The following is a 17,963-nucleotide window of genomic DNA, read 5'->3' on the forward strand; positions in this document are numbered from 1 at the left end:
GTTCCTCCTTATGCCATTGGGTCCCGACCGTGTTCCCCCGCCTGTTCCGCATAGGATTCCTGTTCCGTGGCCTGCCTTACCGGATTGACGTCGCCAATCATCACCGGCCGTTTTTTCATCTTCCACCAAGGCGCTCGTACAAACAGGTCTTTCATGTTGCTCCTATTGAACGGTGCGAGCGGCATCATGTAAGGAACGCCGAACGACTCCAACGCTACCAAACGAACGAGAATAGGTACAAGCCCTGCCAATACGCCATATAATCCAAAAGAGCCGGCCAACAGCATCAGCACAAATCGGAGCAAGCGGATGGAGCCGGCCATGTTGATGGCAGGCAGCACAAAGTTCGAGATGGCGGTGAATGATACCACGATAACCATGGCAGCGGACACCAGCCCTGCCTGGACAGCGGCTTGTCCAAGCACCAACGCCCCAACGATGGAGATGGCCGGCCCGATCGCCCGCGGCATTCGGACTCCGGCTTCGCGGATGACCTCGAAAGTCAGCTCCATAATGATGGCTTCGAACAGTGTCGGCAGAGGCGTGGCCTCGCGCTGCGCGGCCAAACTGATCAGCAGCGTGGTCGGCAGCATCTCCTGGTGAAACGTCGTGGTTGCAATGTAAACCGAAGGCAGCAGCAAGGCCAGGAAAAAGGCAGCCATCCGAATCACTCGAAGAAAGCTTGCGAGATCGTACCGCTGGTAATAGTCCTCGCTTGATACGATAAATCGAAAAAAGGTAATAGGGGCTATGAGCACAAATGGAGTCCCGTCAACCATTATGGCGACCTGGCCTTCAAGCAAGCCGCCCGCTACGGCATCGGGACGTTCGGTGTTATTCAGGGTGGGAAACGGTGTCCACACCCCATCCTGGATGAACTCCTCGATATATCCGCTCTCAAGGATGCTGTCGGTATCGATGGAATCCAATCGTTTGGAAATTTCCTGAACCACATCCGGATCCGCGATTCCCTGAATATATACGACCGATACCCTTGTCTGCGTATAGGCACCCAAGCTGCGGGATTCAATACGGAGCTCGGTCGATTTGATCTTTCTTCGAAGGAGCGCGATATTGGTAGAAATATCTTCGGTAAATCCCTCTTTGGGTCCCCTCAGCACCGTCTGGGACGTCGGCTCCTCGACCGACCTTTTGGATCCTCCACTGATCGAGACGGCAAAAGCCCTGGAGCTTCCTTCGATGATGAAGGCCACCTCTCCGTTCAGAATGGCGTCAATCAAGCCTTGATCGTTGTTGATGCAGGTTACACTCCCTATGGTGATATGATCCTTCAGCCACGTTACGTCATGCAGGTCGGAGATGGCTTCATTTCGGATATCATTAGCGAGATCTTCCACTATTCTCGTAAGAAGCTGCTGATCGATCAGGCCTTCGATGTAACCTACGGCCAAGGACGGGTTGCCATGGCAGTTATTCCAGCTGCGAAGAACAAAATCAGAGCTATGTCCCATTCGCTGATTCAGCATGGTCATATTGTCCTTAAGTGCACAGCTTAGCGGCTTCGATACGTCCGGCGTTTGCCGTCGATCGTTCGAACCACGCTTTCCACCACTGCTATGGGGGCGTTCCGGCTGTTTAAACAGCCATTTTTTCAACTTCTGAATCACGGAATACGCCTCCTTCTGGCTGGCGGTTAGGATGTAGTATGCAAAAATGTACATCTTTGTATACAAAGTACATGCAGAACAATCTCTTTCAGCATTGCTGAAGATGCGCCAAAGGCAGCAAAAGCCAAAAAGCCACCCTGAGGGCGGCTCTGATCCATGCTGCTTAAATAATCGGTTGCATAACGGAATCCAATGTCATCTCGACAACCTTTTGGATTGAAGGAGATTGGGGATAGAACGCAAGCAGTTCTTTCAGATTTTGCTCCAGAACTTGAATCGTGCCTTTATACAGTCTATTCAATGCCGGATCGGTCACTTCCTTTATCGCTTTTTTCAACTTAATCAGGACGACGGAATGAAAAGCGACAAGTTCATGTAATTCCATCGTTTCATGCCAGGCCAGATGTTTTTGCTGCACGCTCATGGTTTCCTCCTCGAGTGACACACCAGCATACAATAATGCGTTTGCTTCGATGGTTACTCTTAGTCGTGTCGGGTAACGGATACTGCAGCAACTGCTAAAAAGTTGCCGGGAGCACATGAAAGAAGCCGGTTATTCGGCTTCTTTCATATCTTTTTATGCAACATTTTTTCGGATATAGCGTTGTTTACTTATACATACATTTTTCATCGATGAGAAGAGGCATGGTCATGAAAAAAAATAAGCTCAACATTATGATTGTTATGATAGGAATTCTTGTTGTTGTTTCTGCTTGTGGGAATGTTACTGAAGAAAAACAGCTGGAGACTGCTCAAAACGTAAAACAGGAAAATGGTAATAGGGATGGCCTACAATCAGAAACAACAAACTCTGCATTTAATGCTAACTTTGAGAAAGGTGTATTTGTCGATTTCGGTAAAGATAATGACCCTTTATTGAATGAACAGATTAAGGAAAATTTAAAGGTAACCCTTGAAGCACAAACGAATGGTGACAAAGAAGCTTTCCGCAATACGTTCAAGACCCCTGAGACTGGTGATGCATATTTAGGTGTCATAGGTGATTATAAATTTACAGATATCGGACTTGTTCAAAAAGACACTACAAAAAATCAGATTTTGGTAGAGGTCCAAGGTGAATTAGCAAGAGAAACAGCAATTGATTCTGCTGCACTCACCTATTATTTTGCTTCGGATCCTGATGGGAATTGGTCTTTGGTTGCAATTGATTAATCTTTTCATTCAATTCGAGTTAAATTTGGGACCCCAACTGTACCAAGAGCTCAGCGTGCTCTTGAGCTAATCCCTTACCACTTTTGGCTTGCACTTGATGGATAAATCCGTTCAATGCGCCATTTTTTGCTCCCGCATTACCCGATTCATCGGCTTGTTGCACTTTGATCCATTGTTCTTTCAGTCTCTCAGCCAGCCCTTGATCATTAGGGAGGAACTCGTCAATAAGTCCTGCCATGCCTTGATAGGTAAGGATCACTTCATAAGAAAAAGAGGACTTTGCAGCATTCCCAGCGATATCATACACGGATGCATCGACCAGATGCGCTCCAATACCCGTTAAATAGGCCGGGCGATCTGCAAGCACAGCATCGCAATCACTTTTGGCTATACCTGATAATGCATCCTGAGCGGAGCATTCGATCCGGATGACATCATCGACTTCATAGACGGGTTTTCCGGAAAATTCAATGATAGGGGCCGTTTTGTCGATCTTTACCTCGGTAGTAGAGGGCACCCCGAACACGCCATAAGCTGATTCTGCCCAATACGTTACTGACGTTACGCCTTCTGCGCTTACTGTAAACTCTGTGGTACTACCTGGGGTCTCACGCTGCTCGATTCTCTCAGCCCCTGTAGTTTCGTAGAAGAGGGAAGCTGCTCCTTCCGAGTTCAACGTTATGGAAACATCTTCATGGTGCCAGCCCTGCTCATTTGCCTGCGGATTAAAGGCAACCTCAGTCAAGGGAGCCGTATGATCCTTAACCGTTACGGCAAAATCGTCGTAGTAAGCTGTTGAGATATTATAACGGCTGGTTACTGCGATCAGTCTGCCATACGCCGTTCCTTCCGGTGCCGTACCGCGTAGGGTTACTTTTTGCCATTGGTGAAGTCGAGATTCATCCAGATGCGTTTCAAGCGTGGACAAACTCTGCCCTTCCGCATTATAAAATCGGAACATGAACCCCGGCTGGCCTGATTCAATATAAATTTGAGTGCTTGCGGTATACTCTCTCCCAGGCACTAGTGCGATTGGATCGCTTTGCACCGCGACGGAGGCTGTACGGACAAGATCCGTTGTTTTCAGGCTGTAATCACCCGCAAAACTCTTGTCGCCGCTTCGCTCAAAATGGGCATCCCCGCTGGTTGCAAACATTGAAGTCCAGCCCGGCAGCTTTCCGTTCTCTTCCGGCTGCTCCAGTCCGGCATTGTTCACCGGCAAAGGTAGTCCCGGCGGTTCGGGTACAATCTCTCCATCGATTTTGATTCTATACAGAACCGTATTCGTTGCGAGATCGGTGAAATACAGGTTCCCATCCATCCCGAGATCAAATCTCGAAGCATCCGCTAATGTTCTGAAATCCAGCGTTTCCGGATCAATGACCGTCAGCTTGTTGTTAAACAGAACATACAATAGTCCGTCTTCCGACCAACGCATCGGATGATGGTGCCACTGGGTGTAATAAAGCTTCGGATATATTTTTTTATATTTAACAAGTTTGTACGTGTCCGGATCGATCGCAAAAATATATTCATAGGATGCTCCCCAGATGAGTCCATCCGGCCCGAGAGACAGGTCCCCAATGAAAACAGGATCGATAAGTTCGGGAATATCCAGGGTAAACTCCGTCATTTTTTGCTCTTTCTGAACATCCCATACAAAAATTTTGGCCTCCTGCTCGCTTGGCGTGGAGCCCAGTCCTCCCCTAATAGTCGTTGATCCAAAAATCTTTCCGTCTACATAGGCAGTACTAAGCACACTCTGATTCTGGACCACGTTGCGATGGACTTTGGTTTCACCTGTCGCTGTATCATGGACCGTCAGCGATCCTCCCAACGTCCCGTATCCGGAAATGGTCGAAATAAACAGTTTGCCGTCCCCTTCAGACATATGCACAAGCCGTTCCTGATCGTTCCCGAGTACAGCGAGACGCTGCGGATTCGTGCTTCCCGGTTCTTGATTCAGATCATAAACGTACAAGCCACCTTCCGGGTAGACTCCCATATAGACTTTGTTTCCAATCGGGTATACACTGTCCGCTTGACCGATGCTGAAAGGTTTTGCCGTCATGGTCTCTAAATCAACCAACGAAGATCTCGCTTGTGAACCTGTTGTTATCAGCTGTGTCTCTGATACGCTTTGAAGACGATTGACGACTCCCGGCAAACCCGGAATAATCGGAGGTTTTACGATGACTTTTTGGGTATCGATATTTAGCATGGCTACCCCGCCGTCATATCGGACCGTAACGAGTGTTTTTCCCGGCAGCTCGGGATTGTTCTGAAACTCTACCCAATCTGCGCCTCTGAATCCACTCTCATAAGTCATGCCGGTTTCCGCCACCTGATGCGTCTTCAGGTCAAAGGTTTTCAGTTTTTTCTCTGACATATAATACAGCTTTCCATCGACCGAGTCGGTCGCATGAAGACCGGTTACCTGCTGGAGCTCCGCATCAAGCCATGATCCTGTTGTTGTATCGTAGATGTAACCCTCACCCGGTATACCACTTCCATCCGTATAACGGGCGAACAAGTAACGGTTATCGATCGTACTCAAATCGTATACTGTATCGTTTTTGACGGTAAGCGAAGATGCAATATTTGTTTTTTCACCTGTAGCCAAATCCACTCTCACGATCTGTTCATGGGCCGTACCGGCATAAATATATCCACCCTGGTAAGCAATGGAACGGACATACTCCTGATCAAGCGCGCCAATAACGCGGCCGTAATCCCTCACTTGCTTGGTAGCAGGGTCATACTGCCAAACCTTGCCGCCCGGATAAGTCCCGACGTACACTCTCCCCTGTTCATCCGTCGTGATGCTGTTGGAGACAGACTGTCCTTCAAATTGGGCTACTTGAACGGCCTCATGGGTGACAGGCGAATACTCCCATAACCGTGCACCCGATCCTTCGGCCGCCACATATAGCGTACCGTTCGGCGCAACGGTATGCGCCCAAGAGCTTTCCGACGGCGCAAGAGAAACGGTCCGAAGCAGTTTGTACTCTTCGAGATCGATCACATTCAGGTAGCCAGGCTTTCCTTTGCTTGTGGCATACATCACGGGTTTTCCATCCTCGTAGCCTACGGTTCCGTTAAAGACAGCTACCGTGTAGTTGTTGGGAACAAGCAATTCTTCGGGTTCGCTGAAGTTTTTTTGATTAAGTCTGGATTCCTCTGCTCGGACAGGAGCAGGCTGCACGGGAAACATCACAACAACAAGCAAACAACTCATGAACATGGTGATCAGGTTGAAAAAAGGCTTTTTCATCACGTATCTCCCCTTCTTCATGTCATCAAAAATACTTGATCAACGTGGCCAGGGCCCCTTGAGCCGAGTCGGATTGATAATTTCCATAGGCTTGAAACGCTTCGTCCAACGCAAACATATGCGTGATAGCAGGACTTACCGTAATTCGCTGATCAGCAAGCAGCCTGACGTACTCGTCCATATTTCTTCCTTCCGTCCAACGCACGAAACCGATCGGATAATCCTGATTGTCCATCTCGTACTGCATATCGTACCTTCCCGGCCCGCCCGCTCTCGAGATCAGGATCTGGGCTTCTTTGCGAAACATCAAATCTCTTGAAAACTCCATGGACAAATCACCGACGATCACGACTTTTCCCCGGTCACGAAGCCACTCAAGTGACTTGTTGATCAGCATTTCTCCAGGTCCGCCAGCACATAAGAGGATGGAATCAAATCCGTGTCCCCCCGTTTCGTTCACCACAAAACGTTCCACTTCCTCTTCGCTTGAAAAGCTCGCTTGAATTCCCATCTGCTCCTGAAGCAGCTGAACCCGTGCTTCGCTCAGATCGTATGCAGCAGTGTGACATGCACCAGCAGCGGCAATTTGGGCCACAAGATTTCCGAGAATACCCAATCCAACGACAAGCACCTTGTCCCCGAACCTCACATCGGCTGTACGCAGTGCATGTATGGCAATGGCCCCGAGCCCTGTAAATGCGGCCTCCTCAGGTTTGACATGTTGAGGCACTTTGGTTACCAGATTGGTCGGTACCGAAATCACTTCTGCATGTCTTACGTAAGGCACACCGTAACAAGCCACTCGATCTCCCGGCAGAATATCCCTGACTTCACTCCCCGTTTTTTCCACAATCCCGACGGCACTATAGCCAAGATATACGGGAGATACGCCTGATTTCTTAATCGCACTCATCTCCGTACCGGGACTAATGCCCGAATATTCGGTTCTCACTTGCACATGCCGCTTGTTCAATTCGGGGATATTCGCTTGCAGTATCGTAACTTTTCCTTCCTTCGCAGCAACGATTTTCATTAGACAGAGCTCCTCCTTATGTCTGTTTAGCCCTTTTCCGAACCGAGCATCACACCTTTAGCGAAATACTTCTGGGCAAACGGATAGATCAGCAGAACGGGGATCATGGAAAGCACGATGGTTGCATTTTTGATCGACTGAGGGGCAAGAGCCGAACGATCCACAAGTCCTGCGTCGTTTTCCGCGCTGTAGATTAGCATATCCCGCAGCACGACCTGCAAAGGATATTTATCCGGATCGTTCAAGTAAATCAGCGGCAGGAAAAAGCTGTTCCAATGACCCATGAAATAAAAAAGACCGATGGAAGCAAGCGCAGGCTTGGATAATGGAATGACAATGTTGAACAGAATCCGGTATTCGGAAGCTCCGTCGATCAGGGCCGCTTCGCGGATCTGGGAAGACATGTTTTCGTAAAAGCTTTTTAAAATAATCAGTTCCATGGTCCAGATGGCATTGGGAAGTACGAGTGCCCAAACCGAATCCGTTAACCCCAGCTGCTGCACGACCACATAAGTGGGAATAATGCCGGGATTCAGGAACATGGTTAGAACGATGGCCATCATAAAAAACCTGCGTCCGAAAAATCCTTTTTGGGACAAGGGATACGCGGCAACCGCCGTAAAAAGTAAATTCACAAACGTGCCGAATGCCGTATAAAAGATAGAATTCAGATAGGCTCTGGGAATCGTATCATTTTTAAGCACCTCGACATAAGCCTCAAGGTTCAGACCTTTCGGGAAAAGAAACACCTTGCCTTGAACGACTGCTGCTGTATCACTTAAAGAAACGGCTGTAATGTACACGAGGGGATAGAGTGTCGCTACAGCAACAAGACAGAGTATCAGCGTGTTTATGACACCAAAAACAGAAATTTTGCGCTCTCCTACCATAAGCCGTTTCCTCCCAGCCTTTTGCTGATCGCATTGGCGGACAGCAGCATCACCATGGCCACAAGCGCTTCGAATAGCCCAACTGCCGCTGCATAACTGTAATTCGATTCAAGCAGTCCTTTACGGTATACATACGTTGAAAAAACGTCGGCAACGTCATAGGTCATCGGATTGTAGAGCAGCAGTACTTTTTCATAACCGACGCGGATCATGGACCCGGTTTTCAATATAAACATGATGAGCATCGTGGGAAATAATCCGGGAAGCGTAACATGGCGGATCATATGGAAACGACTGGCACCGTCCACTTTAGCCGCTTCATAGAGCGTAGGACTGATTCCCGCGATCGCCGCCAGATAAATGATCGATTCGTATCCTGCGTTCGCCCATATTTCCGAAATGACATAGATCGGACGGAACCAACCCGGGTCAACGAGAAAATATTTTTTCTCGAAACCGAATGCAGCCAGCATTTGATTCAAAATACCATGGTTCGGAGAGAGGAAATCGATAATCATGCTGCTGATAATGACCACGGACAAAAATGCCGGCAAATAACTGAAGGTTTGAACGGATTTTTTAAACCATTTGGTTCTGACTTCGTTCAGCAAAAGGGCCAGCATGATCGGAAAAGGAAAGCCAAAAATGAGTGTATACAATCCAAGGAGGAGTGTGTTCCGGAACAGCAGCCAGAAGTCTTGGTTCGTAAAAAACGTGATGAAATGCTCGAATCCTACCCATTCGCTGCCAAGCACTCCTGTAAATACGCTGTAGTCTTTGAAGGCAATAATCAGTCCATATAGCGGCCCGTAACGAAAAATGACGTAGAATAGGATGCAAGGAAGAAACAGCAGAAGCAGCTGCCTGTCGCGCTTGATATGATTCCACGTTTTTCCAAGTCGGCTTCTGAAGCTCTTCTTTGGCACTCCTTTATGGTAAACTGCCGAATGTTCCGTGCCCATGTCTGCCATAAGATTTTCGCCTCCAATCCTTTTTCCCACAAGGAGGGAAACATTCCATCGATCGTCCCTCCAGTGGAATCACGGCCTTAAGGCCGTTTATTTGGACTCATCGTATCTTTTTTGAGCTTCATTATAGATCGTCATCAGTTCCTCCACGCCGCCTTTGCTGATTTGGCCTTTGAAATTCTCCCACTCGGCATCTCCGTAGCTGGCGTCAAGGATATATTTCGCATTAAATTCTTCAGCCGATTTTTGCAGCGATGTCTGCAGCTCGGCGATCTTGGAGGTTTCTTCGTCCGTAAAATTAAGAATCGGATCAAGTGGTTCGAAACGATCCTCATTCACGATTTTATCCTGCGCCTCCTGCTCTTTCTCCGAGAAACGATAGTAGATGCTACGATGGTCCGGTCTTAGGTAAGCTCCTTCCAGCCACATGGCATAACGATCCTCCAGCACGGTGATATCGACAAGTGGAAGCTCCTTCAGTTCCGGGTATACCGGATATCCGTCCTCGCCCCATTCGAAGTTAACCCCTTCCACTCCGATGGTCATCAGTTCACTTCCGGATGGGCTGGTCAGATAGTCGAGCAGCTTGAGCGAGGTTTCTGTATTTTTGTTCTTGGCTACGGCAACGCTGAAATCCGAAACTTCGGGCAGGGTTCTGACATTGCCGGTCGGTCCCACGGGATTGGCATACCTGAGGTCATAGTCCGGATTTTGCCCTTTGATCTGGTTGTAAAAGAGATCAAGGCGTCCAATCCAGTCAAACGTAACAAACGATTTGTCTGTCGTCATCTTGGTCGTCCAGGAATCCTGCGTGTCCGTCAAAAATTCCGGATCAAGCAGCTTTTCGTTGTACAGCTTCTTCATGAAATCGAGCATGTCCCTATGCTCTTGCTGGATTGCGGCGTACTTCCAGGTGCCATCTTTCTCATCGTAATAGGCGGGGTACTGATCCGTATTGCCTAGCCCCCAGCCGAAGGCCCAATCTCTGAAGATATTGGCCAAGCTTTTCGATGCATATGGGTAAGAATCAGGATAAGCTTCTTTTACTTTTTTCAAAGCCTCGTAAAACTCGTTCGTGTTCGTCCATTCCTTAATGCCAAGCTCATCAAAGATATCTTTCCTGTACATGAATCCGTGATTTACTTTGCGATTGAGGTTATAAATAGGCCAGGTATATACATTGCCGGCTTCATCGCCGAAGGATTTGATGACCCAGTCGTTTTCTTCCATATATAGCTTTTTGAAATTAGGGAGCTGATCGGCGTATTCATTGATGGCAGCTACACCGTTTTGTTTGCCGATTTTTTTGAGTTCGGCCGGTTTTAGCCCTGTAAAGATGTCCGGCAGCTTTCCGGATGCCACAATGACTTTTAATTTATCCTGGTAGGTTTGTGGGGAATAGGTTTGGAAGTTCACTTTAATACCGGTCCGTTTTTCAAGCTCCTGGACAACCAGTTTGCTCGGACCGAGATCTTTCGCGTTGCTTGGCAGCATGTACGTGATGGTGGTCGGTTCATCTACAAGAGGCAAAGTGAGGCCGCCTGTATCACCGTACTGTCCGGGCTCCTGGGGCGGCAAAGCAGCAGAACCGCCTTTGTCCGTACCGCTGCTGCAGGCGGCGAGGATTGAGGTGAACAGAGTCATCGCAAGTAACATGGAAATCCTCTTTTTCAGCTTCATCAAACATTCCTCCTTCAGATAGGTGGATCTGATTCACTAGAGCGAGGGGGCATTCCGTATAAGGCTTGATCACATTTCCATGAGGACGGTGCGTTTTTGTAGACGGCTTTGCTCTGCGCACTCCAAAAATCGGATGACTTCCAGCGTTTCAGAGGGATGCACCGTGCACACGCCGTTTTTGAACCAATTCATGACAGACTTTAAAAGCTCTTTGTAGCTCGTTTCAATCGGGACATGCCGGGTAGCGTTTCTGGTGTGCAGGCTTATTCCAAAAGTCTCTGGGCCACTTCGGATTCCGCGGATCGTTCCCATTCTCCCCTCTTTCCAGGTTCCAGTAATGAGATCGCCGTGATCTGTGGAAAAGGCGGTCACCTCCCTGCACCCTTGGCCCATGATTCGAAACAACAGTTCTGCCGTATGGATGCCGTACCAAAAATAATGCCCCTGCGTCGATTCGATGTGCATCGGGCCATACACGTCCGCACCCAAGATGTCTTCTCTTGTACATTCAGGCAGGGCTTCGGCATAACGTAAGCTTGAAGCACTCATTAAAGGGATTTGAAACTCTTCTGCGAGTCTGATGATTTCACTAGCGTCTGCTGTAGACAAAGCAAAAGGCTTATCGATAAATACGGGCTTCCGGTAAGGGCAGATCACCTTGAACTGATTCAGATGTATCCTTCCGTCGGCACTCAAGATAAGGATGGCATCGGTGCTTTCTGCAACCTGCTGCATCGTGGGCATCAACCTCACCCCGTATTCTTTCGTCATCCGGCCGGCAAACGTGTGTACACGGCTCACGCTGAGCGGAAAATCCGGAGATCCGCCCGCATATGCGGCAGTCACGGTCACATCTGAAAAAAGAGTCTCCCGGCTTTCGTGAAGAATACGGGTGAATGCCAGGGCATGCGAGCTGTCAAGCCCGATGATTCCAATATTCATGACTGGGAAAGAGAAGCAAGCCTAAGCCACTCATTCAGATGCTGCTTCACAAAATCGTCATCATGGAGGTGAGGATACTGGCGGTATACACGATCGATTTCCTCTTTTTGCCCTTCGGATAAGGTCTCCTGCGGATTCAAGCACCAAATCCCTTTCATGAGACCCTGCCTTCGAAGAACCTCGTGTATCCCCGGTATGCAGCCGGCAAACTGATGGGCGGGATCAAAAAAAGCGGCGTTGGCATCTGTAATCTCCACGCTGCGCGTGAGCCAATCCGGTGACAATGGCGATCCCTCTTGCTTGCGGAGACGTTTCACTTCTTCCAGCAGCTGGACCGCTTTATGTGTCCAGACAGCAAAGTGGCCCAGCAGCCCGCCAACGATTTTTTTCTCCATGGTGCCTTCTTCCGTTTCGAACCGGAAGGTTGTGAGCAGATCGATCAGGATGTTGTCATCATTCCCTGTGTATAGTGCAATGTCATCCCGGCGGCTGGAGCAGCAAACCGCTCGCACGACATCAATGGTTTGATACCGGTTAAAAGGAGCAATTTTGATGGCGATAACCTGATCGATTTCGGCAAAAGCCTGCCAAAAACCGAAGCTCAACATACGACCTCCGACGGAAGGTTGAAGATAAAATCCGATGACCGGCATGATTTCGGCTATCTTTTCCGTATGCCGAAGCAGGTCTTTCTCGCTCCAACCGTCAAGTCCACCCATACTCAGCAGCACCGCATCATATCCGAGCGCTTTACTAATCCGGGCTTCTTCCGTCGCCTGTTCAGTATCCCCGCAAACGCCCGCCACTTTGATGAAAGGCCGCCGCAGGCTGGCTTGCTCCGTTTCCTCTGCGGCCAAGCGGAGCACCCGTTCATAGAGGTTAACCTTGGGATCCCGAATCTCGAACTGGGTGGAATGCACGCCAACCGCAATTCCGCCCGCTCCTGAAGCGATGTAGTATTTGGTCAGCACCCTCTGATAGACTTCATCCAGCTCTCTGCGTTCATTCAAGGCAAGCGGATGAGCAGGGATGACCAGGCCTTCATGGAATGCGGCTGCCTGCTCCGGCGTAAGTGATGCTTGTTTTTGGTGCATCAGAACCTCCCCTTCCTTTCCGAAAAATGGGTTGGTTTGTTCCACGTATGTCCGCCGGATGCAACCCACTCTGCAATGAGATCAATCATTTCCAGCAAGCCTACTCTCGGATAACCGAATTCGCGAAACGCCTTAGCTGCATTGCTGAGCAGAGCCGTTTCGGATTCGCTTCCCTCAAACGATGCAGCAAGACCGAACCTTTCGGCAAACTGCTGCGCTGCCCAGCGAACTGACATGGTTTCAGGTCCGGTCACATTCAAAATTTCGGGAGGGCTTTGACACTTGAGCAAGCTCCTTAAGGCAATCTCATTGGCATCTCCCTGCCAGATCACGTTGGCATGCCCCATCGCAAGCGGCACCGATTTGCCTTCGTGGACTTTTTTGGCAATTTCAAGCAGCACCCCATAGCGCAAATCAATGGCATAGTTCAAGCGGTACAGCAGCATCGGCGTGCCATACTTGTGAGAGAAGTATTCGAATATCCGCTCTCTGCCCAGTGTGGATTGTGCATATTCACCGAGAGGCTCAGGGGTTACCGATTCATTGACTCCTCCGAGACCCACCGGGGAAAAGGGATACACGTTACCAGAAGAAAAAACGACGATACGCGAATCTTTATACTTTGTTGCCACTCTTCCGGGCAAGTAAGCATTCATTGCCCATGTATAATGCTCCCTGCCCGTTGTGCCAAACTTGTTGCCTGCCATGTATATGACGTTATCCGCTGAAGGCAGCTGCATGAGCTCTTGATCGTCTAAAAGATCGCAGGAAATCGTCTTTACTCCAGCGCTTTCAAGATCGTTCTTCACCTCCTGATCCTGAAATCGGGATACAGCAGTCACCTTCTTGTTCATTCCTCCCGCCTTGATGGCTTGAGCGGCTAATTTCGCAAGACTTGGACCCATCTTCCCGCCTGCGCCTAATATCAGAAGATCCCCGTCCACTTTATGTAAGTCGCTGATTAGCCGGTCTGATGCCTCCGAAAGCTTTGCTTCCAATTCAGCCACGGTCTTCATCCGAATAAGGTCCCCTCTCCTTGTTAAGCCCTTGTAATTGGATCATATGTGGTACTTATTTTCAATAAGAAATTAGCATATGCCATGTTGTCTGTCAACTGGTTCTTTTGTAGTTCATATAAAATCAAAAAAGCACTTGCTCATGGCAGTGCTTTTTTAGGCTTCTTTTCGTTTTTTAAAGATTGAGACTTTTTGACGGAAGCAGCACTTCAGCGAGTCCCTCTTCATCGATTAAATAAGACATGTACTGCTTCAGGCTTTCTCCGAAACGAATCTGGGTTTGCATGGAAATCGACAGATCGCGATACGTCATGTATTTCGAACTATAGTCTCGATGAAGCTCCAACCTGGACGGTTTGTTTTGAAGCTCTACTGAAACCGATTCTGTAATATATCTGCTTGCAGGTAAACTGTATGTGTACTGCCTGATATAGGTCTGTGCCTCATCTGAAGTGAGATAATTCACAAAGCAGGCTGCCGTGTCCTTTCGGCTCGATTCTGCACTGAGAGCAATGGCTGTAGAGAGAAGGAGTGTCCGATCATTCTTAAAATGTGGTAGCGGAGCGATATCAAAGGAAAAATCCGCATTCTTCAGCTCATTCAGCATGTAATAAGTGGTTAGCATGACGGAGATCTTCTGCTCCTTAAACAATTTCTCGGCTTCGAATTCACCCTGCGCCAAGGCAAGCGGAAATATGCCTTCCTCTGTCACAAGCTCCCTGAGCCATCGTAATCCTTCTGTAGGCAAGCCAGTTCCATTCTGAGTTGGGCTGGAATCGATCGAAGATGGATCGTCCTCATTTTGCATCCAGAAAATGGGCCACCGATTCATGGAAAATAACTGAAAAGCGATGCTGTAACGATGAGGCGCTTTGAGCTCCCTGAGCAGTGCTGCCAGTTCATCCCAGCTCCAGCTGCTGTTTGGTTCACCCAACCTTTTCTCCCTCAGATGCTCCTTGTTGTAACACAAAATAACAGGTGAGTATACGAAAGGCTGTGCTGCCAGAACACCTGATTCCTTCTCAAAATAGGGTGTAAGAAAAGGATATATCGTATCGTCTCGATCCTGGTCGACAAACAAATCAAGATAATTTTTCTCTTGGAATTGGTACATATCCTGCAAGTTGATGGTTAACGCATCGATAATCCCTAGCTTGATCAGATTGGCGATATTGTCTGAATTCATATAAGGAAGCTCAATCGTTTCCACATGAATATGCGGATGTTTCTCGTGGAATCGCTTAATCAGTTCCTCCATCCCCGCTTCTTTATACAATGAGGGATAGACGCCAAAACGAATGGTTTCCTTGGAAGCAGGCTTTGTCACCTGCGTGCCCACCCTGGGAATTTTAATGATCAATCCCTCTTGTACAAGCTCATCCAGAACGTATCTCACCGAGTTTTTGCTTAGTTTGTACTGTTCTGTCAGCGCCAACTCGGAAGGCAGAAATTCTCCCGGACTGTATGCTCCGGAGTTAATTTTTTGCTTCAGATCGGCAGACATATGTCTGGTTCTGGTCTGAAAAGTATGACGATCTATTTTCGCCATTGGCCGTTCCACCTATCCTCTTCATCTTTTTATGTTCTATATAAACCGCACTAAACAATCACACAAGGCACTGCGAGTGCAGTACCATCTTCCGATCGCTGTTATCCCCAGATTTTTTCAAATCCCTTTTTCAAAGGGAAAATCCGGTGATAAGCCTATGCTTCCGACGCAGCTTTCTTTCAGAAAGCTTTAAGACCGCTTCGCTTCTCCAGATTGGTTCTGCCTCTCCGTTAACGTGTGCATCTTTTTTGCGGTTTATATACCTATATTTCATTGTACTTCCTGATTATTATTTATTATACCAGATATGAACCAGTTGCACACGCTGTGAGTAAATTATTTCACCTGAAATAAATACTGAAATTGTTCATGCCTCTTTGGATGTAGTGGATGTTAACACGGGGGTTCTGAACCATTTATCCCTTTTAGAATTTATCGGATTCAAAAAACCGCCACAGGATAAGTACCTTTGACGGTTTAAGAAGTGATCAAACCTGCTGAAGCAGCTTAATCTATCCGGATCGCATCATCCTTCGTGTATCCCTGCCGATCATCAGTATCAAGGCAAGACAATGATCGCGTACAGTGATAAGGGGCGACTTAAGCGTTTATTGGTTAATATTTTGCATGAAACTGTATTAAAGATGAACAGTCCTCCCTACTTGGGCTCCCGAAGATTCAGCCCTTTAGTCTCTCATTGAATCGAGCATCGTAGACATATAGATAGGTTAGGACATTATGATTTCTAGTATTCTTAAACTCTTTTTCCAATTTCATTCCGAGACGGATCGCCACCTTTTTCGAATCGAGATGACTAACCGGCATGTTGGCGCAAATTCTCTTCAGATCCAGCTTGTCCACTCCATACTTCAGAACCGCTGCAGCCCCTTCCACTCCGTAACCATGTCCCCAATATTTTGCTTGAATAATGTAACCTAGATCATTTTCTTTCTTACTGTCGATATCTGAAACCCGAAGACCGGCATCACCGATAAGCGAACCATCGCTCTTAAGGAACACGCCGAGTCGTCCAAATCCAACCGCATACATTTCCATACTTTGCCTCATCCATTGCTGACTTTGATCGAGCGTAAAAGGTGCTGGCCAAAACTTCATGGTTACCGGATCAGATAAAATGGCATGCAGCTGATCTAAATCCCCCCAGTCATACGCCCGTAAGAATAATCTTTCTGTTTCTAATAACATAGGTTACGTACCTCCAGTGGAATCAATTCCATTTTATATATGTGTGTATGAATTACGACTAATTATGTTATAATTCCTGCGTTTCCATTAATTCAAATAGAAATAAAAAACGGCTAAATTAGCGACTTCCATGGGAACGTCTTCTTACCCCTCGACACCCTTCATCTAAAGGAATAATAAATCGTTTCTTTCTAATGGTCATTTCATTCTCACGGATACTCTTTTTTGGGTTTGAAGCCTTGCTTTTTCCGCCCTTAATTCAATGACAAAATCAAAAAACATCATCTCCTCTTAAGAATTACGTCAGTATTAAGGCAAAAAAGACGAAAGGAGCCCGCTGTGTGCAGGCTCCTCCAATTTAAGTACTGATGTAAATTTAATACGTATTTGATCATCTTGGCAACAAAATTTTAGAATGCATAGAAATATGAATTCCTACCGTATATTACCCACGTCCGCCCTGAAAGGACGGATATTTTGTCATCCCTCCATCTGCGAATAAGGTAATACCTGTGACATAACTCGATTCCGATGAAGAGAGCCATGCGGCCACCGCCGCAATTTCTTCAGGCTTACCGATGTATCCGAGCGGTACCAGATCCTCAACCGATGCTCGTAACGTGGGATTGGCAAATTTGGCTGCGTTAATGGGAGTATTGATCGCGCCCGGAGCGATGCTGTTTACGCGAATTCCCTTCGGGGCAAATTCCAGAGCCAGCGTCTCGGTCATCATCTTGACTCCACCCTTGCTCGCAGCGTAATGAAGGAAATGCGGCCATGGGATAACTTCATGCACGCTGGAAATATTAATGATGCGGCCTTTGATGTTATGCTCCAGCATATAATCCACGGCCTCCCGGCAACCGAGAAATGCCCCGGTTAAATTTACATCAATGACTCGCTTCCAGTCTGCCAAACTCAGCTTTTCTGACGGAACCTCGTTCTCTAAACCAGCATTGTTGATCATGATATCCAGGGAACCGAAATGCTCATGCGCCGCCTGAACCAACTTCTGCACGTCCGCTTCTTTCGAGACATCACCCTGTACCCCAATGGCTTGTCCACCATGTAATTTGATTTCATCAATGATGGGCTGTACGTTCTGATTATTACTGTAGTAATTAATCACAACGTTTGCTTGTTCCTGACCAAAACGTCGTGCCATAGCCTCTCCCAAGCCGGTGGCAGCACCAGTAATGACAACGGTCTGTCCTTGAAGATCCTGATACATCTGCGTACCTCCTGTATCCATGACTGATATGTTCTAAATTACATTAACCGATCCCTTCCTCCATAAACATGATTTGATCCAATCAGCGGGGGCAGAAGGGCAGATCGACCAAGATATCATGTTGTTACTAATATGTTTATTATTTAGAGCGAGTATGCAGATGCAGCAAAATCTTGAATGGAGTAATGCTATTCAAGCTTTTTTAGAAGTTTTTGGTGTATCCCCTTAGCAGACTGTCGGAAATTAAATAGTAACTTTCCCCATCATTGTGGCGTCTTT

Annotated in this window: 14 protein-coding genes; 1 reads left to right on the top strand and 13 read right to left on the bottom strand. The window is 47.6% G+C overall.

Going from position 1 to position 17,963, the window contains the following annotated elements; translation table 11 throughout:
• Window positions 1-8 precede the first annotated feature (8 nt).
• Window positions 9-1,628, bottom strand: coding sequence for a spore germination protein (locus tag MKY59_RS16160; RefSeq protein WP_339272323.1), 1,620 nt, complete (start codon window positions 1,626-1,628; stop codon window positions 9-11).
• A 163-nt stretch (window positions 1,629-1,791) separates the two neighbouring features.
• Entirely contained in the window at window positions 1,792-2,052 is a 261-nt protein-coding gene (locus tag MKY59_RS16165) for a hypothetical protein (RefSeq protein ID WP_339272325.1), read from the bottom strand.
• A 227-nt stretch (window positions 2,053-2,279) separates the two neighbouring features.
• On the opposite strand from MKY59_RS16165, the gene MKY59_RS16170 reads away from it, so the two are divergent.
• Window positions 2,280-2,801: a hypothetical protein gene (locus MKY59_RS16170; protein ID WP_339272327.1), complete on the top strand. Its 522-nt coding sequence runs from the start codon at window positions 2,280-2,282 to the stop codon at window positions 2,799-2,801.
• A gap of 19 nt (window positions 2,802-2,820) precedes the next feature.
• On the opposite strand, the gene MKY59_RS16175 is transcribed toward MKY59_RS16170, so the two are convergent.
• The 11 genes from MKY59_RS16175 to MKY59_RS16225 all read right to left on the bottom strand — a co-directional run bounded on the left by MKY59_RS16175 (window position 2,821) and on the right by MKY59_RS16225 (window position 17,684).
• Window positions 2,821-6,075, bottom strand: a complete 3,255-nt coding sequence (locus MKY59_RS16175) for a hypothetical protein (protein ID WP_339272329.1) — start codon at window positions 6,073-6,075, stop codon at window positions 2,821-2,823.
• 25 nt (window positions 6,076-6,100) lie between these two features.
• Complete coding sequence (locus MKY59_RS16180; protein ID WP_339272330.1) at window positions 6,101-7,108, bottom strand: zinc-binding alcohol dehydrogenase; 1,008 nt, start codon at window positions 7,106-7,108, stop codon at window positions 6,101-6,103.
• Between the two features lie 26 nt (window positions 7,109-7,134).
• Entirely contained in the window at window positions 7,135-7,998 is an 864-nt protein-coding gene (locus MKY59_RS16185) for a carbohydrate ABC transporter permease (RefSeq protein ID WP_339272331.1), read from the bottom strand.
• Window positions 7,992-8,960, bottom strand: coding sequence for an ABC transporter permease subunit (locus MKY59_RS16190; RefSeq protein ID WP_339278410.1), 969 nt, complete (start codon window positions 8,958-8,960; stop codon window positions 7,992-7,994). The genes MKY59_RS16185 and MKY59_RS16190 overlap by 7 nt, the downstream gene beginning before the upstream one ends.
• A 96-nt stretch (window positions 8,961-9,056) precedes the next feature.
• Window positions 9,057-10,646, bottom strand: a complete 1,590-nt coding sequence (locus MKY59_RS16195) for an extracellular solute-binding protein (protein WP_339272332.1) — start codon at window positions 10,644-10,646, stop codon at window positions 9,057-9,059.
• 69 nt (window positions 10,647-10,715) lie between these two features.
• Window positions 10,716-11,588: a Gfo/Idh/MocA family oxidoreductase gene (locus MKY59_RS16200; protein WP_339272333.1), complete on the bottom strand. Its 873-nt coding sequence runs from the start codon at window positions 11,586-11,588 to the stop codon at window positions 10,716-10,718.
• Entirely contained in the window at window positions 11,585-12,682 is a 1,098-nt protein-coding gene (locus tag MKY59_RS16205) for a dihydrodipicolinate synthase family protein (protein WP_339272336.1), read from the bottom strand. Before MKY59_RS16205 ends, MKY59_RS16200 begins: the two co-directional genes overlap by 4 nt.
• Window positions 12,682-13,698, bottom strand: a complete 1,017-nt coding sequence (locus MKY59_RS16210; protein ID WP_339272337.1) for an NAD(P)-dependent oxidoreductase — start codon at window positions 13,696-13,698, stop codon at window positions 12,682-12,684. The genes MKY59_RS16205 and MKY59_RS16210 overlap by 1 nt, the downstream gene beginning before the upstream one ends.
• Window positions 13,699-13,873: 175 nt before the next feature.
• On the bottom strand, window positions 13,874-15,247 hold the full coding sequence (locus MKY59_RS16215) for an extracellular solute-binding protein (RefSeq protein ID WP_339272339.1): 1,374 nt from the start codon (window positions 15,245-15,247) through the stop codon (window positions 13,874-13,876).
• 678 nt (window positions 15,248-15,925) lie between these two features.
• On the bottom strand, window positions 15,926-16,453 hold the full coding sequence (locus tag MKY59_RS16220; protein WP_236412708.1) for a GNAT family N-acetyltransferase: 528 nt from the start codon (window positions 16,451-16,453) through the stop codon (window positions 15,926-15,928).
• A 445-nt stretch (window positions 16,454-16,898) separates the two neighbouring features.
• Window positions 16,899-17,684: a glucose-1-dehydrogenase gene (locus MKY59_RS16225; protein ID WP_339272343.1), complete on the bottom strand. Its 786-nt coding sequence runs from the start codon at window positions 17,682-17,684 to the stop codon at window positions 16,899-16,901.
• Between the last annotated feature and the right edge of the window lie 279 nt (window positions 17,685-17,963).

It is taken from the genome of Paenibacillus sp. FSL W8-0426, from assembly GCF_037969725.1.
GTDB lineage: Bacteria > Bacillota > Bacilli > Paenibacillales > Paenibacillaceae > Paenibacillus > Paenibacillus hubeiensis.

What these genes read in the sequence shown, in the direction of transcription:
- MKY59_RS16165 (WP_339272325.1), bottom strand. Translation starts at nt 2,052, where the DNA reads ATGAGCGTGCAGCAAAAACATCTGGCCTGGCATGAAACGATGGAATTA.
- MKY59_RS16170 (WP_339272327.1), top strand. Translation starts at nt 2,280, where the DNA reads ATGAAAAAAAATAAGCTCAACATTATGATTGTTATGATAGGAATTCTT.
- MKY59_RS16175 (WP_339272329.1), bottom strand. Translation starts at nt 6,075, where the DNA reads ATGAAAAAGCCTTTTTTCAACCTGATCACCATGTTCATGAGTTGTTTG.
- MKY59_RS16180 (WP_339272330.1), bottom strand. Translation starts at nt 7,108, where the DNA reads ATGAAAATCGTTGCTGCGAAGGAAGGAAAAGTTACGATACTGCAAGCG.
- MKY59_RS16185 (WP_339272331.1), bottom strand. Translation starts at nt 7,998, where the DNA reads ATGGTAGGAGAGCGCAAAATTTCTGTTTTTGGTGTCATAAACACGCTG.
- MKY59_RS16190 (WP_339278410.1), bottom strand. Translation starts at nt 8,960, where the DNA reads ATGGGCACGGAACATTCGGCAGTTTACCATAAAGGAGTGCCAAAGAAG.
- MKY59_RS16195 (WP_339272332.1), bottom strand. Translation starts at nt 10,646, where the DNA reads ATGAAGCTGAAAAAGAGGATTTCCATGTTACTTGCGATGACTCTGTTC.
- MKY59_RS16200 (WP_339272333.1), bottom strand. Translation starts at nt 11,588, where the DNA reads ATGAATATTGGAATCATCGGGCTTGACAGCTCGCATGCCCTGGCATTC.
- MKY59_RS16205 (WP_339272336.1), bottom strand. Translation starts at nt 12,682, where the DNA reads ATGCACCAAAAACAAGCATCACTTACGCCGGAGCAGGCAGCCGCATTC.
- MKY59_RS16210 (WP_339272337.1), bottom strand. Translation starts at nt 13,698, where the DNA reads ATGAAGACCGTGGCTGAATTGGAAGCAAAGCTTTCGGAGGCATCAGAC.
- MKY59_RS16215 (WP_339272339.1), bottom strand. Translation starts at nt 15,247, where the DNA reads ATGGCGAAAATAGATCGTCATACTTTTCAGACCAGAACCAGACATATG.
- MKY59_RS16220 (WP_236412708.1), bottom strand. Translation starts at nt 16,453, where the DNA reads ATGTTATTAGAAACAGAAAGATTATTCTTACGGGCGTATGACTGGGGG.
- MKY59_RS16225 (WP_339272343.1), bottom strand. Translation starts at nt 17,684, where the DNA reads ATGTATCAGGATCTTCAAGGACAGACCGTTGTCATTACTGGTGCTGCC.